We start from the raw sequence: 19,552 nt of genomic DNA, 5'->3' as shown, positions 1-19,552 counted from the left end.
TGGCGCGGCATCTCGGTTCAGAGGATCGCCGACAGCTTCATCGCAACCGTCATGTCGCCCTCGACCTTGATCTTGCCGGTCATGAAGGCCATGGTCGCGGACAAGTCGCCGGTCATCAGGCGGTCCAGGGTTTCGGCGGAACAGCGGATGGTGCAATCGGCATCGCGGTCGGCATCCGACACCTCGGCCGGGCTCGACCGGCCATCGACGAAGATCACCCCGTCCTCCAGCACGAATTTGACCGTAGCGCCAAGGTCACCGCCCTTGGTTGCCTTGTCCTGCATCCGGCGCACCAGATCATCGGTCGACATATCGTTCCTCCCGCGTTTGTTGACGTTAACGTAAATGTAAGATCATGCGTCGTCAAGATGGGCCGGACCGCTCATCAACCACCGGATGGGACAGCGGTTCCAGATGGGCGGGCCATCCGGCGCCCTGCGTCGCCAACACGTCGATCGCCGCCGGTGCGACCCCAGCCGCGACCAGATCGGCTGCCGCACGGCGCATGGCTGCCGCCACCACGCCGGCCGCGCGATCATCATCCCCGTCCGCCGCCCGGTCCGCCAGCCCTTCCAGCGCGTCGGGAACCAGCGGCCAGCCAAAGCCTGCCCGCGCCAGCGCGCGGTGAAGACGGTCCGGCGGCCATCCATCCGCGATCAACGCCGCAAGACCGGCCTGCCCGGCACCGGCAAGCCGACAGATCACCGATCCTGCCGCCGCCGGTACGGCGGCCGTTCCGAAGCCGGACTTGCGCAGCCGGTCCATGGCGGCGATGACCGCCCCTGGCATGGCATCCGCCGGTATCAGCACTTCGGCGATCCGCCGCCGCCCCGGCTCCCGCCCGGCCTGGCCTTTTACGACCGGGCCATGCACCACCACCCCCATGGCTCCATCAGGGCACGCTGCCGGCACCACCGGGCCAGAAACCGGGCCAGCAGGCGCCAGCACCACGAGCGTCACATCGCCGTCCTTGGCAGGTTCCGCGCCGTCATCGCCGGAGATCCCCACCGCCGCGCAGCCATCACCGGCATGAACGCGCGGCGCAGCCGGTGCCGGCACCGGCTGCGCTGGCCACCCGATTCCCCGCGCCAGGGCACGCCCCGCCAGGAATCCGCCCGCCACCAGCCGATGCGGCTCAGGCTGTGCCATCAGCGCGGCAAAGCGCCCGGCTTCAAGGGCCAGCGCCGCATCGAGATCGAGGGACTGGCCATCCAGCACGGCGGCACAGGTGGCGAGGACACCCGGCCGGCGATGGCGCAGTGCGCGTGCCCAGGTCAGGATCCCCGCCTCCTCTGCCGTCGCTCCGGCGCCGGATGGCTGTTCGTCGCTCAACGGGCGGCGGAGCACCGACGGGTCGCCGGCATGGATCGCCTGGATGATCTGGCATGCCGCCGCCTCGGCTGCGGCGATATCGGCAAAGGGTGGCGCATCGAGGATACCGGTGTCCCAGGCCGCGTCGGGATCGAGCGTGCGGCCCAGGGCCAGCATCGCCAGCGCCGGAAGCCGGCCGATCAGGCGCGGCAGGCGCTGCGTGCCGCCGCCGCCGGGCATCGTGCCGATCGCGGCTTCCGGACAGCCGATGGCGAAGCGGCCAGCCACGGCCACCCGCGCATCGGCCGCCAGCGCCAGTTCGAACCCGCCGCCCATGCAGGCACCCGCGATCAGCGCCACCACCGGCGCATTCAGGCGTTCCAGCCGCCGCGTCGCTGCATGAAATGCGGTCGAGAAGCCGCGGCTGCGCGCGGGATCGCGCAGCGCATCGAGCCGGGTGAGATCGGCACCGGCCAGGAAATCCCGCCCGCCCGATTGCAGCAGCACGCCCGCCAGGTCCGGCATGGCCTCAAGGGCATCGATCGCCCGGCACAGGTCGTCGATCATCAGGTCGTCGACCAGATTGGCCGGGCGATCCCGGCGCTGCAGCCACAGCCGGATGATACCCGGGCGCGGTCCGGCGCGAAGCTGCACGGCGTGACCGGTATCCATGACCTGACCGACGCTCATTGACCGGCGCCCATGACAGTGTTGTCCGTCGATCCGCTGCAGGGTGCATGTGATGGCCCGCCATCGGTGCTGTGAAGCCGCTCGCTCATGCCGCGCGTCCCTCTCTGTCCAGGATCCAGTGGTTCCGTTTCCCGACCTTAAATGTATTTATAGTTGAATCGCATCCAATATTCTTGCAAGTACCGTGGGGCGTGCCGTCACTGTACACTGAGCCTTAAGCGGAGCGGCGGCTATCCGGCGTTCGAACCATGCGCGGAGCTCGTGTCTGTCGATGAGCCGTATATGAACGGGAATGACTGGATCTCGGTGTTGCTGCCGCTCAGCCAGAATCTCGGCCTTCTGGCTCTGGCGGCACTTGGCTTCGGTATGGTGAACCGCTGGCAGCACCGGCTTGGCAACCATGGCCATGGCCTGTGCGTGGGCGTGTTGTTCGGGGTGGTGTCGATCGCCTCGATGCTGCTGCCGATCACGATCAAAGACGGGCTGTTTTTCGATGCGCGGTCGGTGCTGCTGATCCTGTCGGCACCGTTTGGCGGCCCGCTTGCCACCGTCGTCACCGGCATCATGATCGGCGGCTGGCGGATGCTGTCGGGCGGCGCGGGCGTCGCACCGGCCCTGGCATCGATCGGGGTGATCGGCGTGCTGTCGATCGCCTGGTGGCTCTGGCGGCGATCGTCGGGCATCCGGTTCACCGACCTGCCGATCGCGGGTGCGCTGGTCGGGGGCAGTCCTGTCGTCGTGGTTCCGGCCTTCTTCGGGATAATGGAAGGCGGACGGATCCTGTCGGTGATCGGCACGCCGATCATGCTGGTCTCGGTCGTCGGCACCATCGTCTTCGGCAGCCTGATGCTGATGGAACGCCAGCGCCGACGCACCGAGACCGCCCTGCTGGCCGAACGTCAGCGGTTCCGCGCGATGGCCGACAGCGTGCCGGGTGCCTTCCTGCAATGCCTGCTGCCGGCAGACGGTCCGCCGGCGATCATCTATGCCGGCAATGGCATCCGCGATATCACCGGCGGCATCGATGCCGCACGGATCTGTGCCGACCCCGCACAGCTGGATGATCTGGTGGCCGACCACGCCCCGCGCCGGGCAATGGCCGCCATCCGCGATGCCATGCTGGGCATCGGGCCATCCCGTTTCGGGCTGCCGCTGGTGGGCCGCGACGGCATCACCCGCTGGGCGATGCTTCACGTCGCGGCGCCGCAGACCCTGGCGAATGGCGACCGGGTGGCCGATGTGCTGGCGATCGACGTATCCGACCTGCACCGCACCGAAGAGGAACTGCGCGCGGCACAGGTCACGGCCGAACAGGCCAACGCCGCCAAATCGATGTTCCTGGCGAATATGAGCCATGAACTGCGCACGCCGATGACCGGCGTTCTGGGCATGCTGGATCTGCTGGACGCAAGCCCGCTGAACGACAAGCAGCAGCGCTGGGTCACCGCCATGCGCCGATCCGCCGGCGGTCTGATGACGCTGCTCGACGACATTCTGGATCTGTCGAAGATCGAGGCCGGCCGGCTCAGCCTGTCGGAAGAACCCCTGGTGCTGGACCGGCTTGTGGGCGATGTGCTGGGCCTGTTCGAAGGCCGCGCCTCGCAGAAGGGTCTGGCCCTGACCGTGCGCCGGGCCAGCGGCGTGCCCGATGCGATCCTTGCCGATCCGATGCGGTTGCGGCAGGTGCTGATGAACCTGGTCGGCAATGCGATCAAGTTCACCGACAGCGGCTTCATTGAAATCAGGCTGGATGTTCTGGCCGGTCGGCATGGCGGTCCGGATCGCATCGCCATCGCCGTCGCCGATACCGGCGTCGGCATCGCATCGCAGGATCTGGCGCAGATCTTCGATCCGTTCACACAGGCCCGCGGCCCGATGAGCGGCCAGCCCGGCGGCACGGGGCTCGGGCTTGCGATTTCACACCGCCTCACCACCGCCATGGGCGGCGAATTGTCGGTCGACAGCCTGCCCGGCGTCGGGTCGGTGTTCACGGTCTATCTGCCCTGTCGGCCGGTCACTCCGCCCACCACCATTGCCGGGCCAGTGATCGGCGATGAGGCGGCCGCATTGACCGGGGGCCGTTTCTCGGGAAGGCGGGTGCTGGTGGCCGAGGACAATCCGGTCAACCGCGAGCTGATGGGCGAGGCGCTGCACCGGATGGGTTTCACGGTCACCGTGGTCGAGGATGGTGCCGCCGCGGTCGACATCTCGGCGCGCCAGCCCTTCGACGTGATCATCATGGACATGCAGATGCCGCGGATGGATGGTGTGGCCGCCACCCGCGCGATCCGCGCGCGTGGCGACACGGTGCCGATCATGGCGCTGTCGGCAGATGCGATGGTTGAAAACCGGCCACGCTATTTCGACGCCGGCATCGATGCCTTTGTCGCCAAGCCGGTGAACTGGGTCGAATTGCGGACCACCCTGATCACGCTGCTCGCCGGTGCGCCGCCGTCGCTGCCGGTCGATCACAGCCCACTGCCACCGCCCGCGCCGGCAGACAATCCCTCGGATCCCGGTGCTGATCCGGGGCAAGGCGCCGACCCCCTGGCACGGCTGACGGCCATGCCGGTCATCGACGACCACCGGCGGGCGGCACTCGATATGGCATTGGGTGCCGATCGATCGACCATGCTGTATGCACTGTTTGCCGAAAGTGCGATTGGCAGCGGCCGGCAGGTGCAGGCCGCAATCGCCGATGGCGACGCCAATGCCTATCGCAGCGCCTTGCATGCCCTGAAGGGCCTGGCGGCCAATTACGGGTTCGTGCGGCTCGCAAGCCTCTGCGCCTCACTGGAAGCCATGTCCCTCGCCGAGGCCGGAGTGCTGACCGAGCGGCTGGACGCCGAAATTCATGCCGCCGCCGCACGGAGCTGACCGTGACCACCCTCGTCAGTCTGTGGCTGTTCTTTTTCTAGACGATCGGTCTATAATGGGCCATGACCATTGCACCCAGCCCGGACATCCAGCGGAAGCGCGGCCGCCCCCGCAAGGCGACAGCAGCGGATGGCGACACCCGCGACATGCTGCTGCGTGCCGGCGTCGTGGCCCTGACAGAGCGGGGCTTTTCGGCCGTGGGGCTGGACGAGATCCTGCGTGCGGCCCGGGTGCCAAAAGGCTCGTTCTATCACTATTTCGCCAGCAAGGAGGCGTTCGGCGCCGCGTTGATCGACGCCTATGCCACCTATTTCGCCCGCAAACTGGACCGCTGGCTGGCCGACGAGACCCGGCCACCGCTGACGCGCCTGGCGGATTTCATCGCCGATGCCACCACCGGCATGGCACGCCATGGCTATCGTCGCGGCTGTCTGGTCGGCAATCTGGGCCAGGAGATCGGCACCCTGCCCGACCGGTTCCGCGCTCAGTTGCAACAGGTCTTCGCCGACTGGCAGGCCCGCACCGCCGCCTGTCTGCGCGCGGCCCAGGCCGATGGCGCGATCGCGCGCGATCATGACTGCGACCAGCTTGCCGCACTGTTCTGGATCGGCTGGGAAGGGGCGGTGCTGCGCGCCAAGCTGGAGCGGAGCCCGGCCGCACTCGACCTGTTCGCCCGGGGATTTTTCCGGTGTCTGGCCGCAGCCGCCACACCGGACCCGCCGACACCTGCCCCCCACCGCCGACCTGCTGCCTGATATCCCGCCCGCCCGATATCCTGTCCGCCCGATATCCTGTCCGACAGTACCTTGCGGCCCGTCTCTTCTGGCCGAACTCCGGAGTGTCTCCCTCGATGACCACCACGCCGATCAGCACCGCCATCAGCCGCTTTTCCGTGCCGGCCCTCGCCGACATGCCCCAGGACATCCGCGACCGCCTGCTGGCGGTTCAGGAGAAATCCGGCTTCATCCCGAACGTGTTTCTGGTGCTGGCGCGCCGCCCGGATGAATTCCGCGCGTTTTTCGCCTATCACGACGCGCTGATGGACAAGCCCGGCAATCTGACCAAAGCCGAGCGCGAGATGATCGTGGTGGCGACCAGCAATGCCAATGGCTGCCAGTACTGCGTGGTCGCCCACGGCGCCATTCTGCGGATCCGGGCCAGGAATCCGCTGATCGCCGACCAGATCGCGATCAACTATCGCAAGGCCGACATCACCGATCGTCAGCGCGCCATGCTCGATTTCGCCATGAAGGTGGCCTTCGAGGCGCAACTCGTGGACGAAGACGACTATGCCGGCCTGGCAGCCCATGGCTTCACGGAAGACGACGCCTGGGACATTGCCGGCATCGCCGCGTTCTTCGGCCTGTCGAACCGGATGGCGAACGTCACCCGGATGCGCCCGAACGACGAATTCTACAGCATGGGTCGCTGACCACCGACCATCCGGCCGTGGTGCAGACACCGGCCTCCGCAACGCCCCCGACCGCCGGCAGCATTCCACTGCCGGCGGTTCTCGTTTGATGAAGCGATGTTCAGCCTGACCCGGCATCTTCAGGACGGCGGGCAGATGATGCCGTGAACGCCGGTGAAGGCCGGCTGGCCATAAGCCAGAATCCGGTCGTCGAACCGGTCGGGACCACCGGCCACGAAAGCCGCGATGGCGAAATCGCCGTCGTCATCGGCATTCTCGGCCTCGGCGCCATCGGTCGCACCCGGAGCGCGGTCACCATTGGCCAGCAGCGCGCCGCCGCCAGGACCATGGGCCACCAGCACCACCACCGGATGCGCCGGAGAGCCGCCGGTAAGCGACAGCGCATCGAAACCATCGGCATCCGCGCACCAGTCGGCAAGGCTGTCGGTCGCGGTTGCGCGGGCATCGACCGCATAGGTGAAGGGCCGCCGCCAGCCATCGACCACGGCATCGCCCGGCAGGCCCAGACTGGCCGCCGGAACCCGCCCCACGGCAGCATCGCTGCAACCGGCCGCGGCAATGCCACCGCCTGCATCATCCGCCGGCGCCGGGCATGGCAGGTGACCATGTCGTGAAAGTTCAGCCGCAAGAACAGCCATCACCGCATCCAATCTTCTTTCGGTTGCAGTCGCCCGGGCTGCCGCGGCCTGTCCCCGCATCAGCGGCAGCACACTGCCGATCAGCAAGGCGAGCACGAATAACGCAATGGCAATCTCCACCAGAACGAAACCATCCTCAGCCTTTGATCGTCCCACGCGATTCCGACTCGACAAGTGATAACCCCTTCAGTATTTCATTCAAGACGATGGTATCTCGATAACCAAAACACCTTACACGGTCTTATTCCACAGCTTTTGCGTTATTTCTATAGGTAGTGGATTTTCATTATGAATATGATTAACAGTAGCAATTCCACCAGCAGGCCCCGGGATCTGGTTGATGCGCTGGTGGCGCGGGGGCTGATCGCGCCGGATGCGGCGGATCTGGTCCGACGCGAGGCGGCACGCATTCCCGGTGGCTCATTTGTGCGAGCCATAGAACATATGGCGCTGGTCGACGAGGCCGATCTGGTGTCGGTGCTGGCGGCCGAATCCCGCCTGGGTGTGTGGACGGGTGTGGATGGCGGGCCGGACCACCCGCCGCTCGACGCGGCGCTGGGCCGGCGGATGCCCGCCGAGGCGCTGGTCGCCGCCGGCACGGTCCCGATCACCGTGAAGGCCGGACGGCTGGTTCTTGCCATGCTCGATCCGGACGATCTGGCGGCCGCCGAAACCATGCGGCGTCGCCTGGGGCATGGCGGCGGCATCACGGGCGTGGTCATCGGCCGCACGGCCTTTGCCGGCCTGATCGGGCATCTCCATCGCGGTACGGAATTGGTCGATGCCATGATCCGCGCCGCCACCGATCGCGGCCATGGCGACGGCCTGACGATGGCGGCGGAGGCTGCCGCATCCGACGATCCGTTCCGCGATGCCCATGCGCCCGCCGCGGAGGAGAGCAGCATCACCCGGCTGGCGGACGGGCTGATCACCAGCGCGGTGCGCGCCGGGGCATCGGATATTCATCTGGATCCCGCCGCCGGCCATATGCAGTTGCGGCTGCGGATCGACGGGGTGCTGAACGCCTATCGGGTGCTGGATGCCAGCCTGGCGCTGGGCCTGATCACCCGGCTGAAGGTGCTGGCGGGACTGGATGCCGTGGTCACGCTGCAACCGCAGGATGGCCGCTTCACCACCCGCGCCGACGGCCTGCCGGTGGATATCCGCATCGCCACCCACCCGACGGTTCACGGCGAGGCCGCGGTTCTGCGCCTGCTCGACGCCGACCGGCGGCTGATGCAGCTTGGCGGGCTGGGGCTGGCGACACCGGTTTCGGCCGCACTGGCCCGGGTGGTGCAGCGGCCCGACGGGATCATCGTGGTGGCCGGGCCGACCGGCAGCGGCAAGAGCACCACCTTGCGGGCGCTGGTGGGCGCGATCGATCGGCGACGGCTGGCGGTGGCGACACTGGAAGATCCGGTGGAATACCCGCTCAACGGCGTTCGGCAGACCGATCTGTCGCGCCTGCCGGGGCTGGACTTCGCCGGCGGCATCCGGTCGCTGATGCGCCAGGACCCTGACGTGCTGCTGATCGGCGAGATGCGTGACGAGGCGACCGCCGCCATGGCCTATCGCGCCGCGATCACCGGTCACCGGGTGTTCACCACGCTGCATGCCGGCGACGTTCTGGGGGTGATCGACCGGCTGCGCGATCTGCGCCTGTCACCCGTCAGGTTGGCAGGCGTGCTGTCGGCAGTGGTGGTGCAGCGGCTGATCCGGCGGGTCTGTCCGTCCTGCACCGATCCGGTCCCCCACGATCCGGGTGCCGTCGGCATGGAGGTGAGCGCGCGGCCGCGTGGTTGCCCCGCCTGCGGCTTTCAAGGCTTCCGTGGCCGGATACCGGTCTGCGAACTGCTGGTGCCGGATGCGGGGTTCGAGGCATTGCTGGCCAAGGATGCGCCCCGGCCGCGTCTGGCGGCCGCCCTTGCCGCGGCCGGGCACCGGCGGCTGATCGACCATGCCCGCGACCTGCTGGCCGGCGGCCTGACCACACGGGCCGAGATCGAAGCCGTGATCGGGCCGCTCGACGCATGACCACACCATCCGATCCGATAGCCGGGCCGCAGGCGGGCCTGTGGCGGTTCCGTGCCGTCGATGCCGACGGCACGCTGATCCGTGGCCGGATATCGGCCAGCGATGTCGATGCGGCCGCCGGCCGGCTGGAGGCACGCGGACTGGACCCGATCGCCATTCGCCGCATCCGCGATGGCGGACGGTGGCAGGCGCGGCTGTCGGGCCTGCTGGCGGGTGAAGCCGAACGCCATGCCGCCCTGGCCGAAGGCTGGTCGGCGGTGGCGCTGCATCTGTCGGCCGATCGCGACCTGCCGGCAGCGCTGGACGCCGCCAGCCGCGGCGGCCTTGCCCGCACCGTGGCGCGGCCGTTCGCGGCCATGGCCGGGGCGATCCGCACCGGCCGGTCGCCAACCGACGCCGCCGCGGCCTGCGCGTCCGATCTGGGCCCGGTGGCACCGGCGGTGTTCGCGGTGGCCGAACGCACGGGCCGTCTGGTTCGGGCGATCGAGGATCTGGCCCGCCATCACGAGATGGAAGGCGGCATTCATGGCCGCATCACCCGCGCGCTGCGCTATCCGATGGTTCTGGGCCTGACCACCACCGCATCGATGGTGGCGCTGATCGGCGGCGCCTTGCCGGAACTTGCCGGCCTGATGACCGAACTGGGCGTGGACAGCGACGACCCCACCCTGGCGCTGGCGATCGCCATCGGCGATGCGCCCGAACTGGCCATCGGCCTGATCATCGGCCTGCCGGTAGCGCTGGTTCTGGGCCTGCGGCTGGCAAGCCGCAGGCCCAGCGTGGCCCGCCTGCTGGACCGCTGGTCGCCTGTGATGCGGCTGCGTCATCAACTGGCGGCCGCGCGCAGCCTGCGGGCGCTGGTTCTGGCGGCCGATGCCGGCGCGCCGGTGACCGATGCCCTGGCACTGGCAGCGATTGGGGCCGCCGATCCCGACCTTGCCGGCCGGCTCGACGATGCCCGGCGCCTGATCGCACGCGGCATGCCGCCCGCCGACGCGCTGGCGATGCTGGAACCCTGGCCACCGGTTGCCCAGGGGCCGCTGGTCGCGGGCGCCGCCGCCGGCCGGCTGACCGAGGCGGCGCGCAGCGCCGTGAAGGCGCTGGATCGCAGCATCGAACGCTCGGTCGACCGGCTGACCGCCTTGCTGGAACCGGCCCTGGTGATGGTTCTGGCTCTGGTCATCGCCGGCATCGGCCGGCTGGTGCTGGGCGCGCTCTATTCCGGTCTGGCAGAGGTCGGCGGATGAGGCCGCCGGTCATCGGCCCACGAACGCCGCCGCGCCCCGTGCTGCTGCTGGATCAGGGCGGGCGGCTTTGGGCGATCGGCCGGGTGCCGGGCGACCCGCATGGGCTGATCGCGCATCCCGGCCCCGACACACCCGGCAGATGGCGGCAGTTCGCAACCGATGCCGGTCGTCACTGGTGGCGTCGGGCCGCCATCCCGCTGGTGGTCGATCGCGGCCGGCCGGCGGTGGCGGTGATCGCCGTGCCGCGACTGGGCCGGCGGATGCGGCGCGCCATCGAAGACCGCCGCTGCCATGCCGCCGGTCAGGAGCTGGGTATCACCGCCGGCTTCGCCTGTCTGTCGCCACTGCCACCATCCGATAATCAGGCCCTGCAAGACCCCCGGCGACGGCCGACACGGCTGAGCCTCAGCCTGATCGCCGCCGATGATGCGCTGATGCAGGTGATCGCCGACGCCTCGGCCGCAGATATCTGGCTGTGCCCGGTGGCGCCGGTCGCCCTGCCCGGCCCGGCCATCAACAGCGCCGCCGGCGACGCGGCTCCCACCGATATGGCCGTGGTTGCCAGCACCCGCTGGACCGCCCTGCATGTGGCGATACAGACCACGGCCGGTCATGCCGGCACCATCGACCAGATCCTCTATGAAGCCGGCCATCCGGTCTTTGCCAGCCGGCGGCCGCTCGACGGGCTGTCCGCGGCCGATGCGGCGATGGATGGCGGCCGGGCTGTCAGACGACATCTGCGGCGGCAGCATCAATCCCCGGCACTCGACACCATCCTGCTCAGCGATACCCGGCCGGAGATCACCCTGTGGGCGGGGCTCTCGACAGCCGGACGCGGCACGCCGGACGATGACGACCAGCCGCCACGCCATGTGGAACCGCCGCGGATCAGCGGCACGGGGGCCGCGCCGGGGCATCTGGCGCTGATGGCGGTGGCCGGGCTGATCGATGGTGCGCCACTGCCGCACCTGCGGACCATCGGCACCACGCCCGGCCGGGGCACGACGGCGGCTCACGGGCTGACCGCCAGCCTTGGTGAGACCGGACCCCGGCGGCTGGGCATGGCAGTGGCGGCGCTGGGACTGGCATCAGCCGTGGTGCTGCCGGGTGTACAGGCGGCGCGGCTGGTCGATGCGTCCGAGATCGCCAGCCATCGCAGCCTGATCACCCGCACGATGCTGGAAGCGGCCATCCGCATGGCCGGCGGTGCCGCTCCAGCACGGATCGCCGCCGGCGAGCGGGTGGCCGCGGCCCTGGCCGGACTGGCCGCCATGGAGGCTGCGGACCCCATCGACCTGATCTGCGTGCTCGACCAACTGGCGATGCTGCGGCCTGACGGCATCGTCATATCCGGCATCGAACGCCAGCCCGGCGACCTGACGCTGGCCCTGACAGTGTCGATCGTCGATCCCGATGCCGCCAGCGCCGAACAGCGGCGGCAGGATTTCCTTGAAGCGATCGATGCCGCCGCCTTTGGCCTGGTGGCCCGGAACGGCCCCGCCGGCAGTGCCCAGGCCATAGCGCCGCTGACCCGGCCGCCCATGGAGCTTGCGGCCGCAGACAGCCCGGTGCCGGACGCGGCGGCCCCGTTTCTGGGCAAAGTGGTTCTGATCCCGGACAGGCAGCAACCTGCCACCACCGATACCGCAGGTGCTGTCTGCCGGCGGGGCGGTTTGCCACTGCAATCCACGGCGGCGCCGCCGGCATCCATGCCGGGCCCGATGTCACCGGCCATCGCCTCTCAGGCCGGCCGACTGCGGCCCGGCTGGCGACTGCGGCCTGACTGGCGACCACGGACCGGCTGGCGACCGCGGGCCGGCTGGCGACCGGAGTTTGGCTGGCGACCGGGGCAGCCGCGTGGGGCCGCAGCACCTGCGGCCGGGATGCAGCAGGATCCCGGCCAGGATGCGAAGCGGCGGCGGGCCCTGTCGCTGCCGCTGGTTCTGCTGGTGATGGCGGTGATCATGGTCGGAGCGGTTGATCTGCGGCTGGCGCTGACGGTACGCGATGCCGCGGCCCGCGCCGAGGCGGCAGCCGCGCTGACCGATGCCGCCGCCGCCGATCGGACCCGGGCCGAGGCAGCTCAATGGCGACTGGAGACGGGTCGCGATCTTCTGGCACGCGACCCGCGACCGCTGTTCATGCCACCACCGCCGGGCGCGCTGCTTCGCGCGTTGAGCGACCGGGCCGCGGCGGCGGGGGTCACCGCGATCCGCCTGTCGCTGAGTGACGCCCCGACAGAACCGGTAACGGCAGACAGCCGGCGGTCCGGCCCCCGCACCCTGCCCTATCCACCATCCGACGAGCTGCTGCCACGGTTGCGGCCGGTGGTGGTGACAGCGGACCTGACCGCGCCATCGGATGTGGAACTGCGACTGGCCGTCGCGGCGATGCGGGCGGTTCTGCCCGGCCGCGCGGTGCCTTCGCTGATCAGCATCAGCGACCGGCCGGCCGAAGGCACCGCCGTGGCCCGGGTGGCGCTGCGCTTCACCACCATCGATCCGGCATCGCTGCCCGGTTGGACCATGACCACTGCCGACCCGCTGGCGCCTTTTCTGGCGGCCGAAAGCGCCATCCTGCCTGCCGCCGCTGCCCATCGCGCGCGCCTCAATGACGGCAGCTTCCGGTCGCTGATGCTGTCGTTGGCCGACCATCGCCGGCGGCTGAGCCAGCGTGACGCGGCGGATGACGACACCGGTGGCGATGCCGCCCCGCCGCCGCGGCTGGTGACACTGGATGGCATCGCACGTGGCCGTGACGGCGGCTGGCGGCTGTGGCTGAACGGCCGCCGGATCAGCAACGCGGCGGAACCGTCGCCGGATGATCCGGTGATCCGGGCGGTGGGTCGCGGTCATGTCAGTATCGCCGCCGATCGTCGTGGTGTCGCCGTGGCGCTGAAGATCGGCCAGACCCTGTGCATCGGGTCCGTCGGGCAGCTGCCGCTGGAGGCGTGCCGATGATCCCCCGCCTGCCGACACGGCCGATCAGGCCCCTGCTGATCATGCTTCTGATCATGCTGCCGGCCCTGATGCTGGCCGCCTGCGGGGCTGCCGATCAACGCGACCGGGCGCAGGGGTTGAGCCGAGACGACTATCGCGCGCTCGCAGGCGCACCGTCCGCCACGCCGCCGCCGGATCAGGAGCCGGTGGTTCAGCCACCGCCGGTGCCTGATCCCGATGATGACGAGGCCGTCGCGGTGCCATCCGCCGCCGATCTGGCGCTGTTGAACCGTCCGGTGACGATCACCGCCACCGATCGGGTGCCGGTCGCGGATCTGGTGGCGGAACTGGCAGGGCAGGCCGGCATCGATGTGGTGATCGATCCGGCGCTGGATGGTGCCGCACGGGTTTCGCTGGACCGGACGCCGCTGGGACGGGCCCTTGCGGCCATCGGCCGGCAGGCGGGCTTCGTGTCGCGGATCGAGGATGGCGTTCTGGTGGTGGAGCGCGACCGGCCGGTGGTGCGCACGTATCGCATCGAGCAGCCCGATATGGTGCGCAGCGTGCAGGGCGCGGTTGCCGCCTCGTCGGAACTCGACACCGTCGGCACCGGTGGTGGTGGCAATGCCGATCGCAACGGATCGTCGATCGCGATCCGCAACCACACCGACGGCGATTTCTGGACCGATCTGGAAGGCTCGCTGGCGGCCGTGCTGGGTATTCCGGCTCTGGCATCCGCCGATGTCATGGCCGCCGATCCCGCCCGCCCGCGGCTGACGGTGAACCGCCGTGTCGGTCTGGTCGCCATTTATGGCGATGCCCGCGCGCAGGAGGCCGCCCGCCGGGTGATCGACGGCCTGCGCCGCACGGCGGCACGTCAGGTGCTGATCGAGGCGCGGGTGGTGGAAGTTGCGCTGAACGAAGGCTATGAGGCGGGCATCAACTGGTCGGCGGTGCTGTCGGGCGATGTGGTTCTGGGCGGCCGGTTCGGTGCGCCCGCCGCCCGGATCGCCAATGGCGTCGATGATGTGTTCAGCGTCGGCATCAATGGCAGCGACATCGATGCGCTGATCGGGCTGGTGGCGCGGTTCGGCGCGGTGCGCACCTTGTCGAGCCCGCGCATGACGGTGCTGAACAATCAGACCGCTCTGCTGAAGGTGGCCGAGAACGCGGTCTATTTCACGCTGGATGTGGAACGCGAGACCGATGACGAGACCGGCGACACCCGGCTGACGGTGAATTCCCGCCTGAACACCGTGCCGATCGGTCTGGTGCTGGCGGTGCAGCCGGTTGTGTCGTCCAACGGCAGCACCGTGGTGATGACCGTGCGCCCGACCATCACCCGCGTCGCCCGCGAGGTGCCCGATCCCGGCGTGGCGGTGGTGTCGCAGAACCAGGTGGAAAGCCTGGTGCCGGTGGTGGAGGTGCGCGAGCTGGACTCGGTTCTGCGCATGCAGTCGGGCGAGATCATGATCATGGGCGGGCTGATGGAAGAACGCGCCCGCCTGGATGAAAGCGGCGCACCGGTGCTGAAGGATCTGCCCTGGCTGGGCCGGCTGTTCCGCGCCGACAGCGACCAGACCCGGACGGTGGAACTGGTCGTGTTTCTGCGCGCCACCATTCTGGCCGCTCCCGGCGCGGGCCAGGGCAGCGGCACCGTGGCGCCTGCCGATATCGACCTGTATCGCGGCTTCACCACCGATCCCAGACCGCTGCCATTCCCGTCGCGCCGCAGTCGCCCGGCGGCGGCGCCGCTTCCGCCTGCTCCCACCTCGAACGCCCCTCCCCCGATTCCCATCCCAGATGAAAGCGAGCCCCAGAGATGACGGACATCACATCCATCCGCCCCGACACGGACCAGCCCGCTCTTGCAGCCAGCCATCGGCGCGACCGGCCGGGCGATGGCGATCGCGGGTTCACCCTGGTCGAGGTCGCGATTGCCCTGATGGTCATCGCCCTGCTGGTCGGTACGGTTCTGCAGGCGCAAGGCATGGTCGGCAACACCCGCGTGCAGGCGCTCATATCGGATGTCGGTGCCATCCGGACCGCCTTCTCCCAGTTTCAGGAACGCTATGGCGCCCTGCCGGGAGATTATGCCGGCGCGGCTGGTCTGAGAACGGGGGTCGCGCCCGGCAATGGCGATGGCGTGCTGGCCGGCACCGGCCCCAGCGATGAAAGCGCCGCGGTCTGGCAGCATCTGACCGCGGCGCAGTTCCTGACCAATCTGAAGATCCCGGCGACCGGTGTCCTGGTGCCGGCAACGCCGCTGGGCGGTCAGTACCAGGTCTTTCAAGATTCCACCGGCACCTGGTTGCGGATCGGCAACATGGCGACCAGCGACAACTCCGGGCCCCTGCTGACGGTCGAACAGGCGCGGCGACTGGATCAGGAACTGGATGACGGTCTGCCCGCCACGGGCAGCGTCATGAACAAGACCCCCGCCTGCCAGGGTGAGGGCATCAACATCTATAACCTTACATCCAGCGCCACATGTCTGGTCCAGGTGCTGATGCCGTGATCCGGCAGCACACGACATTGCGGGCGGTTGTGGCGGTGGCGGCGATCCTGGTCATGCCGCCACCGCCGCTGAGTGACCCGCTGCCGCCCGAGCCCGGCCCATCGGTGCTGCGCGATCTTGTGCCCAGAACATCGACACTGGCAGCGCTGACGGTGGGCATTCCCGATCAGGATACAGGCGGCGGCGCCCCGTTTGCCGCGATCACCTGAAGCCGGCCCGCAACCCGCATCGACGGCAGATGAATGGTCACCGTGGTGCCGATGCCCACGGTGCTGTCGATCTCCAGCCGGCCGCCATGCAGTTCGACGATCGCCTTCGACAGTGGCAGCCCCAGCCCGGTGCCCTCGAAGCGTCGGCTGAGCGCACTTTCGATCTGGCCGAACGGGGTCAGCACGCGATGCAGATCGGCGGGTGATATGCCGATACCGGTGTCGCTGACATGAATGTCCAGCCCGCCATCGTCGGGCAGAGTGGCATGAACGGTGACCCGTCCGCCGCGTTCGGTGAACTTCACCGCATTCGACAGCAGGTTCAGCAGCACCTGTTTCATCCGCCGTTCATCGACCATGATCTTGGGCAGATCCGGGGCCAGCCGGGTCTCCAAGGTGATGGCGGCGGCATCGGCCCGGGCCTGCACCATACCGCGGGTGCGGACGACGATCGGCGCCAGGGCGACCGGCCTCTCGTCCAGATCCAGGCGGCCGGCCTCGATCTTTGACATGTCGAGAATATCGCTGATCACCGCCAGCAGGTGGCCGCCGCTATCGGTGATGTCACGGGCATATTGCAGATAGCGCGGATTGCCCACCGGCCCCAATGTCTCCAACGCGATCATTTCGGAAAATCCGATGACCGCGTTCAACGGGGTGCGCAATTCGTGGCTCATATTGGCCAGGAATTCGCTCTTGGCCCGGTTGGCCAGTTCGGCCGCCTCCTTGGCGTCCAGAAGGGCGGCCTCGGCACGCCTGCGTTCCGCCCCCACCAGGGCCAGGGCGATCAGATCGGCCAGAGAGCCCGCGAAATTCACCTCGTCCTGCGCCCATTTGCGCGGCGCGCCAAAATGTTCGCAGCACAGGATTCCGACCAGACGGCCATCGACCCGCACGGTCGCATCCATCAGCGCGCCCAGCCGGTTGCCACCGCGGGGCAGGTCCATCACCTCGGCCATGGCCGGATGGCCAATGGCATGTTCCACCACCAGCACCCTTTCGGGCATCAGGGCGGCGAAATAGCGCGGCATCGCGGTGATCGAAATCATCCGCCTGTCTTCGGCAAGCCGCTGATCCAGAGGCATATGAGCGCCGGCACTGGCATCGAAATGGTCGACACAGACAAAATTGCCGGGGGCCGCGCGGCTGGCGGCGTCGACCACCGTGTCATCCCCCCCTGCCAGCCAGATGGTGACCCGGCCGACATCGATGATTTCCGCCGCCGTCTCGGCCACCACCCGCATCACGCTCAACGGGTCGCCGGTGAACAGGCCACCGCCATGGGCGATCGCGGCGATGGCGCCGTTCTGCCGCCGCAGCCGGGTTTCGCGGCTGCGCAACGCATCTTCGGCCAGCCGCCTGTCGGTAATGTCATGAACCACCACCAGTTGTGACGCGGCCCCGGCATAGCGCAGCGCGCAGGCGCCAAGCAGCCCCCAGAACGCCCGGCCATCGGCCCGCATCATCGGCGTCTCGAACCGTTCGCTGGCCGTGATGCCCTGCAATTCGGCCAGGGCCAGACCGGCAACGGCAGGGTCGGGAAACAGCCGGTCGAAAACGATGCCGCCGGCGATATCGCCCCCCACCATGTCATCCAGGCCGAACGCCTCGATGGCGGTGCGGTTGGCGAACAGCAGCCGGCGGGTTTCCTGCATGACGATCAGCATCGGCAGGGGTGCTGCCTCGGCAATGGCGCGGAAGCGTTCCTCGCTTTCGGCCAGGGCCCGTTCACGGCGCCGGATGTCTGTGGCATCGCGTGCCACCACCACCAACCCGCCATCGGCGGTGGCCCGCTCGCTCAACTCGATCATCCGGCCATCGGCCAGTTGCACATCGATCAATCCGTCGATCTGCCGGCTCTGGATCTCGGCGTAACGGCGCATGGCCGCATGAACGGTCCCCGCCGTCCCGCTGCGATAGGCACCCCGTGTCACACCGGCCCGGATCAGATCCTCAAGCCGGGCGCCCGGTTCCAGCAGGTCTGCGACCATGCTGAACAGGTCGACCATCCGCCGGTTCACCGTCACCAGACGAAGCTCCGGATCATAGATCGCGATCCCCTCGCGGGTGCTGTCGAACGCATCCAGCATCAGGCGATGGGCTGTCCAGGCACGCGCCTCGGCCTCCAGACGGTCGGTGATATCGCTGGAGACCCCGCGATAGCCGATGATCCGGCCGCGCGCGTCCAGGATCGGCCGGCCGCTGTCCTCGATCATCCGTCGGCCACCCTGGGCATCGATCAGTTCATAGCGCATCCCCTCGAAGCTCTCCCCGGCCTCGACCACCGCCAGATGCGCCTGCCAGCAGCGGTCCTCGGCAGCCCGCCAGTCAGCGGCGGGCAATTCGGCCCGCCGGGTGCCGATCAGCCGCTCGGCGGCAAGCCCCAGCCGGTCGGCGATGCGGCGCGACACATAGGTGAAGCGGCCGTTATTGTCGATTTCCCAGATCCAGTCGGTGGTGATGCCCGATACGTCCCGGAACCGCTGTTCCGACGCGCTGAGCTGGCGGTTGCGGTCGGCAACCAGCCGCGCATGGTGGGTCATGGTCCGCACTGCCTGCCGGGCGCGTGCCGCAGCACTCCACACCAGCCCCATCATCAGCAGCAACGCAATCGCGACCAGCGGCATGGTCTGCACCAACAGTGCCCGGCCCGGTCGTGACGGTTCCCAGCTCAGCCAGGCCGCCGGCCAGTTGTCGCCGTCACCCAGAGCGAAAGCCGCGTCGGATGCGGGCTTATGCGGCGTTACAACCATATCGGCCAGACCGGCCACAGCGAAATGATCGATGAAACTGTCGTCCAGCCATTCAAAGACCACCAGGGCCGCAGGGTCGGTCTCGGCCGCGGCCAGTTCGGTGCCAAACGCACTCAACCGCGCGACCAGAACCAGAGCCGCCTGATCGCCCAGCCGCACCACGGCAGCGGCGGCGTCGGGAGGATCGCTCGCCACGGTAAAGGTGCGGCCGACCAGCGGCGCGACCGCCTTCAACAGCGCCAGCGCCGTCCGGTCGGTCTCGACGCCATCACCTGCCACGTCAGCGGCCACGGCCAGATACACCACCGACAGGTCCGGGCGTACCACCATGCTGCCGTCCAGGCTGAACATCCGGTGCATATAGGCCCCGTAATTATCGGTCAGCCATGCGATATCCACCGGTGACGATGCCGCCCGTACGGCATCATCCCACCAGGTATAGTCGATCATGGTGCGCCGCAGATCGTCGACGCGGGCGTCATACAGCCCCTTCACCAGCCGCTGCTGTTCAGACAGCGCGCCCCGGTCCTGAACGATCGCGGCCGATACCACAATCACGCCGACCAGCAGTATACCGATCAGCATCACGCCCAGAATCGGCCGGATCAGCTTGCCGAAGCTGACATTCGCAAGCCCGGCTCCACCGGCTGTGGTCTGGTTCGATAGCTGACTGCCCGGCGGCCCGTTCTCCGGTCGGTTGCGATGCTGGATGCCGATGCGCACGGACGCCCTATCTCCTCACCGGATCACCGGACCGGGCCTGCAGCCGTCTCGGACTGTGTATTCCGCGGGCCGCGGCGTTCCGTGGAACATCAATGTTCCATGGTGGAAGTGTTGCAGCCCGCGAGACCCGGTGCAAGCCCGCGAGACCCGGTGCAAGACGGCCGTGCCGTTCCCATCGGCC

The 19,552-nt window shown here is 68.8% G+C and carries 13 protein-coding genes; 9 read left to right on the top strand and 4 right to left on the bottom strand.

Going from position 1 to position 19,552, the window contains the following annotated elements; translation table 11 throughout:
* Positions 1-17 precede the first annotated feature (17 nt).
* A complete protein-coding gene (locus tag IEW15_RS02585) occupies positions 18-311 on the bottom strand; it encodes an SCP2 sterol-binding domain-containing protein (protein ID WP_188574588.1) in 294 nt (97 codons plus the stop codon).
* A 52-nt stretch (positions 312-363) separates the two neighbouring features.
* Positions 364-1,983, bottom strand: coding sequence for an enoyl-CoA hydratase/isomerase family protein (locus tag IEW15_RS02580; protein WP_188574587.1), 1,620 nt, complete (start codon positions 1,981-1,983; stop codon positions 364-366).
* A gap of 300 nt (positions 1,984-2,283) precedes the next feature.
* Here IEW15_RS02580 and IEW15_RS02575 point away from each other — a divergent pair, with 300 nt between their 5' ends.
* The 3 genes from IEW15_RS02575 to IEW15_RS02565 all read left to right on the top strand — a co-directional run bounded on the left by IEW15_RS02575 (position 2,284) and on the right by IEW15_RS02565 (position 6,310).
* Complete coding sequence (locus IEW15_RS02575) at positions 2,284-4,878, top strand: ATP-binding protein (RefSeq protein WP_188574585.1); 2,595 nt, start codon at positions 2,284-2,286, stop codon at positions 4,876-4,878.
* 62 nt (positions 4,879-4,940) lie between these two features.
* A complete protein-coding gene (gene acuR, locus IEW15_RS02570; RefSeq protein WP_188574583.1) occupies positions 4,941-5,633 on the top strand; it encodes an acrylate utilization transcriptional regulator AcuR in 693 nt (230 codons plus the stop codon).
* A 95-nt stretch (positions 5,634-5,728) separates the two neighbouring features.
* Positions 5,729-6,310 carry a peroxidase-related enzyme gene (locus IEW15_RS02565; RefSeq protein WP_188574581.1) on the top strand — a complete coding sequence of 194 codons (582 nt, stop codon included), beginning with the start codon at positions 5,729-5,731 and terminating at the stop codon, positions 6,308-6,310.
* Positions 6,311-6,429: 119 nt separating this feature from the next.
* Here the strand turns inward: IEW15_RS02565 and IEW15_RS02560 are convergent, their stop codons facing one another.
* Positions 6,430-7,068, bottom strand: coding sequence for a hypothetical protein (locus IEW15_RS02560; RefSeq protein WP_188574579.1), 639 nt, complete (start codon positions 7,066-7,068; stop codon positions 6,430-6,432).
* Positions 7,069-7,236: 168 nt separating this feature from the next.
* Here IEW15_RS02560 and IEW15_RS02555 point away from each other — a divergent pair, with 168 nt between their 5' ends.
* From IEW15_RS02555 to IEW15_RS02530, 6 genes are read left to right on the top strand one after another with little or no spacing between them, the layout of a single operon-like run.
* The gene (locus IEW15_RS02555; RefSeq protein WP_188574576.1) at positions 7,237-8,982 is read left to right on the top strand and encodes a GspE/PulE family protein; all 1,746 of its coding nucleotides are present in this window, start codon (positions 7,237-7,239) and stop codon (positions 8,980-8,982) included.
* On the top strand, positions 8,979-10,229 hold the full coding sequence (locus IEW15_RS02550) for a type II secretion system F family protein (RefSeq protein ID WP_188574574.1): 1,251 nt from the start codon (positions 8,979-8,981) through the stop codon (positions 10,227-10,229). Before IEW15_RS02555 ends, IEW15_RS02550 begins: the two co-directional genes overlap by 4 nt.
* Positions 10,226-13,189: a hypothetical protein gene (locus tag IEW15_RS02545; RefSeq protein ID WP_188574573.1), complete on the top strand. Its 2,964-nt coding sequence runs from the start codon at positions 10,226-10,228 to the stop codon at positions 13,187-13,189. The genes IEW15_RS02550 and IEW15_RS02545 overlap by 4 nt, the downstream gene beginning before the upstream one ends.
* Positions 13,186-14,994 carry a type II secretion system protein GspD gene (locus tag IEW15_RS02540; protein ID WP_188574571.1) on the top strand — a complete coding sequence of 603 codons (1,809 nt, stop codon included), beginning with the start codon at positions 13,186-13,188 and terminating at the stop codon, positions 14,992-14,994. The genes IEW15_RS02545 and IEW15_RS02540 overlap by 4 nt, the downstream gene beginning before the upstream one ends.
* A complete protein-coding gene (locus tag IEW15_RS02535) occupies positions 14,991-15,686 on the top strand; it encodes a type II secretion system protein (RefSeq protein ID WP_188574569.1) in 696 nt (231 codons plus the stop codon). The genes IEW15_RS02540 and IEW15_RS02535 overlap by 4 nt, the downstream gene beginning before the upstream one ends.
* Positions 15,683-15,895 carry a hypothetical protein gene (locus IEW15_RS02530; protein ID WP_188574567.1) on the top strand — a complete coding sequence of 71 codons (213 nt, stop codon included), beginning with the start codon at positions 15,683-15,685 and terminating at the stop codon, positions 15,893-15,895. Before IEW15_RS02535 ends, IEW15_RS02530 begins: the two co-directional genes overlap by 4 nt.
* Here IEW15_RS02530 and IEW15_RS02525 read toward each other — a convergent pair.
* The gene (locus IEW15_RS02525) at positions 15,853-19,371 is read right to left on the bottom strand and encodes an ATP-binding protein (RefSeq protein WP_188574565.1); all 3,519 of its coding nucleotides are present in this window, start codon (positions 19,369-19,371) and stop codon (positions 15,853-15,855) included. The genes IEW15_RS02530 and IEW15_RS02525 overlap by 43 nt on opposite strands.
* Positions 19,372-19,552: the final 181 nt, after the last annotated feature.

The sequence above is a fragment of the Tistrella bauzanensis genome, assembly GCF_014636235.1.
Classification (GTDB): domain Bacteria; phylum Pseudomonadota; class Alphaproteobacteria; order Tistrellales; family Tistrellaceae; genus Tistrella; species Tistrella bauzanensis.
This window is presented reverse-complemented; position numbering and strand designations above follow the sequence as displayed.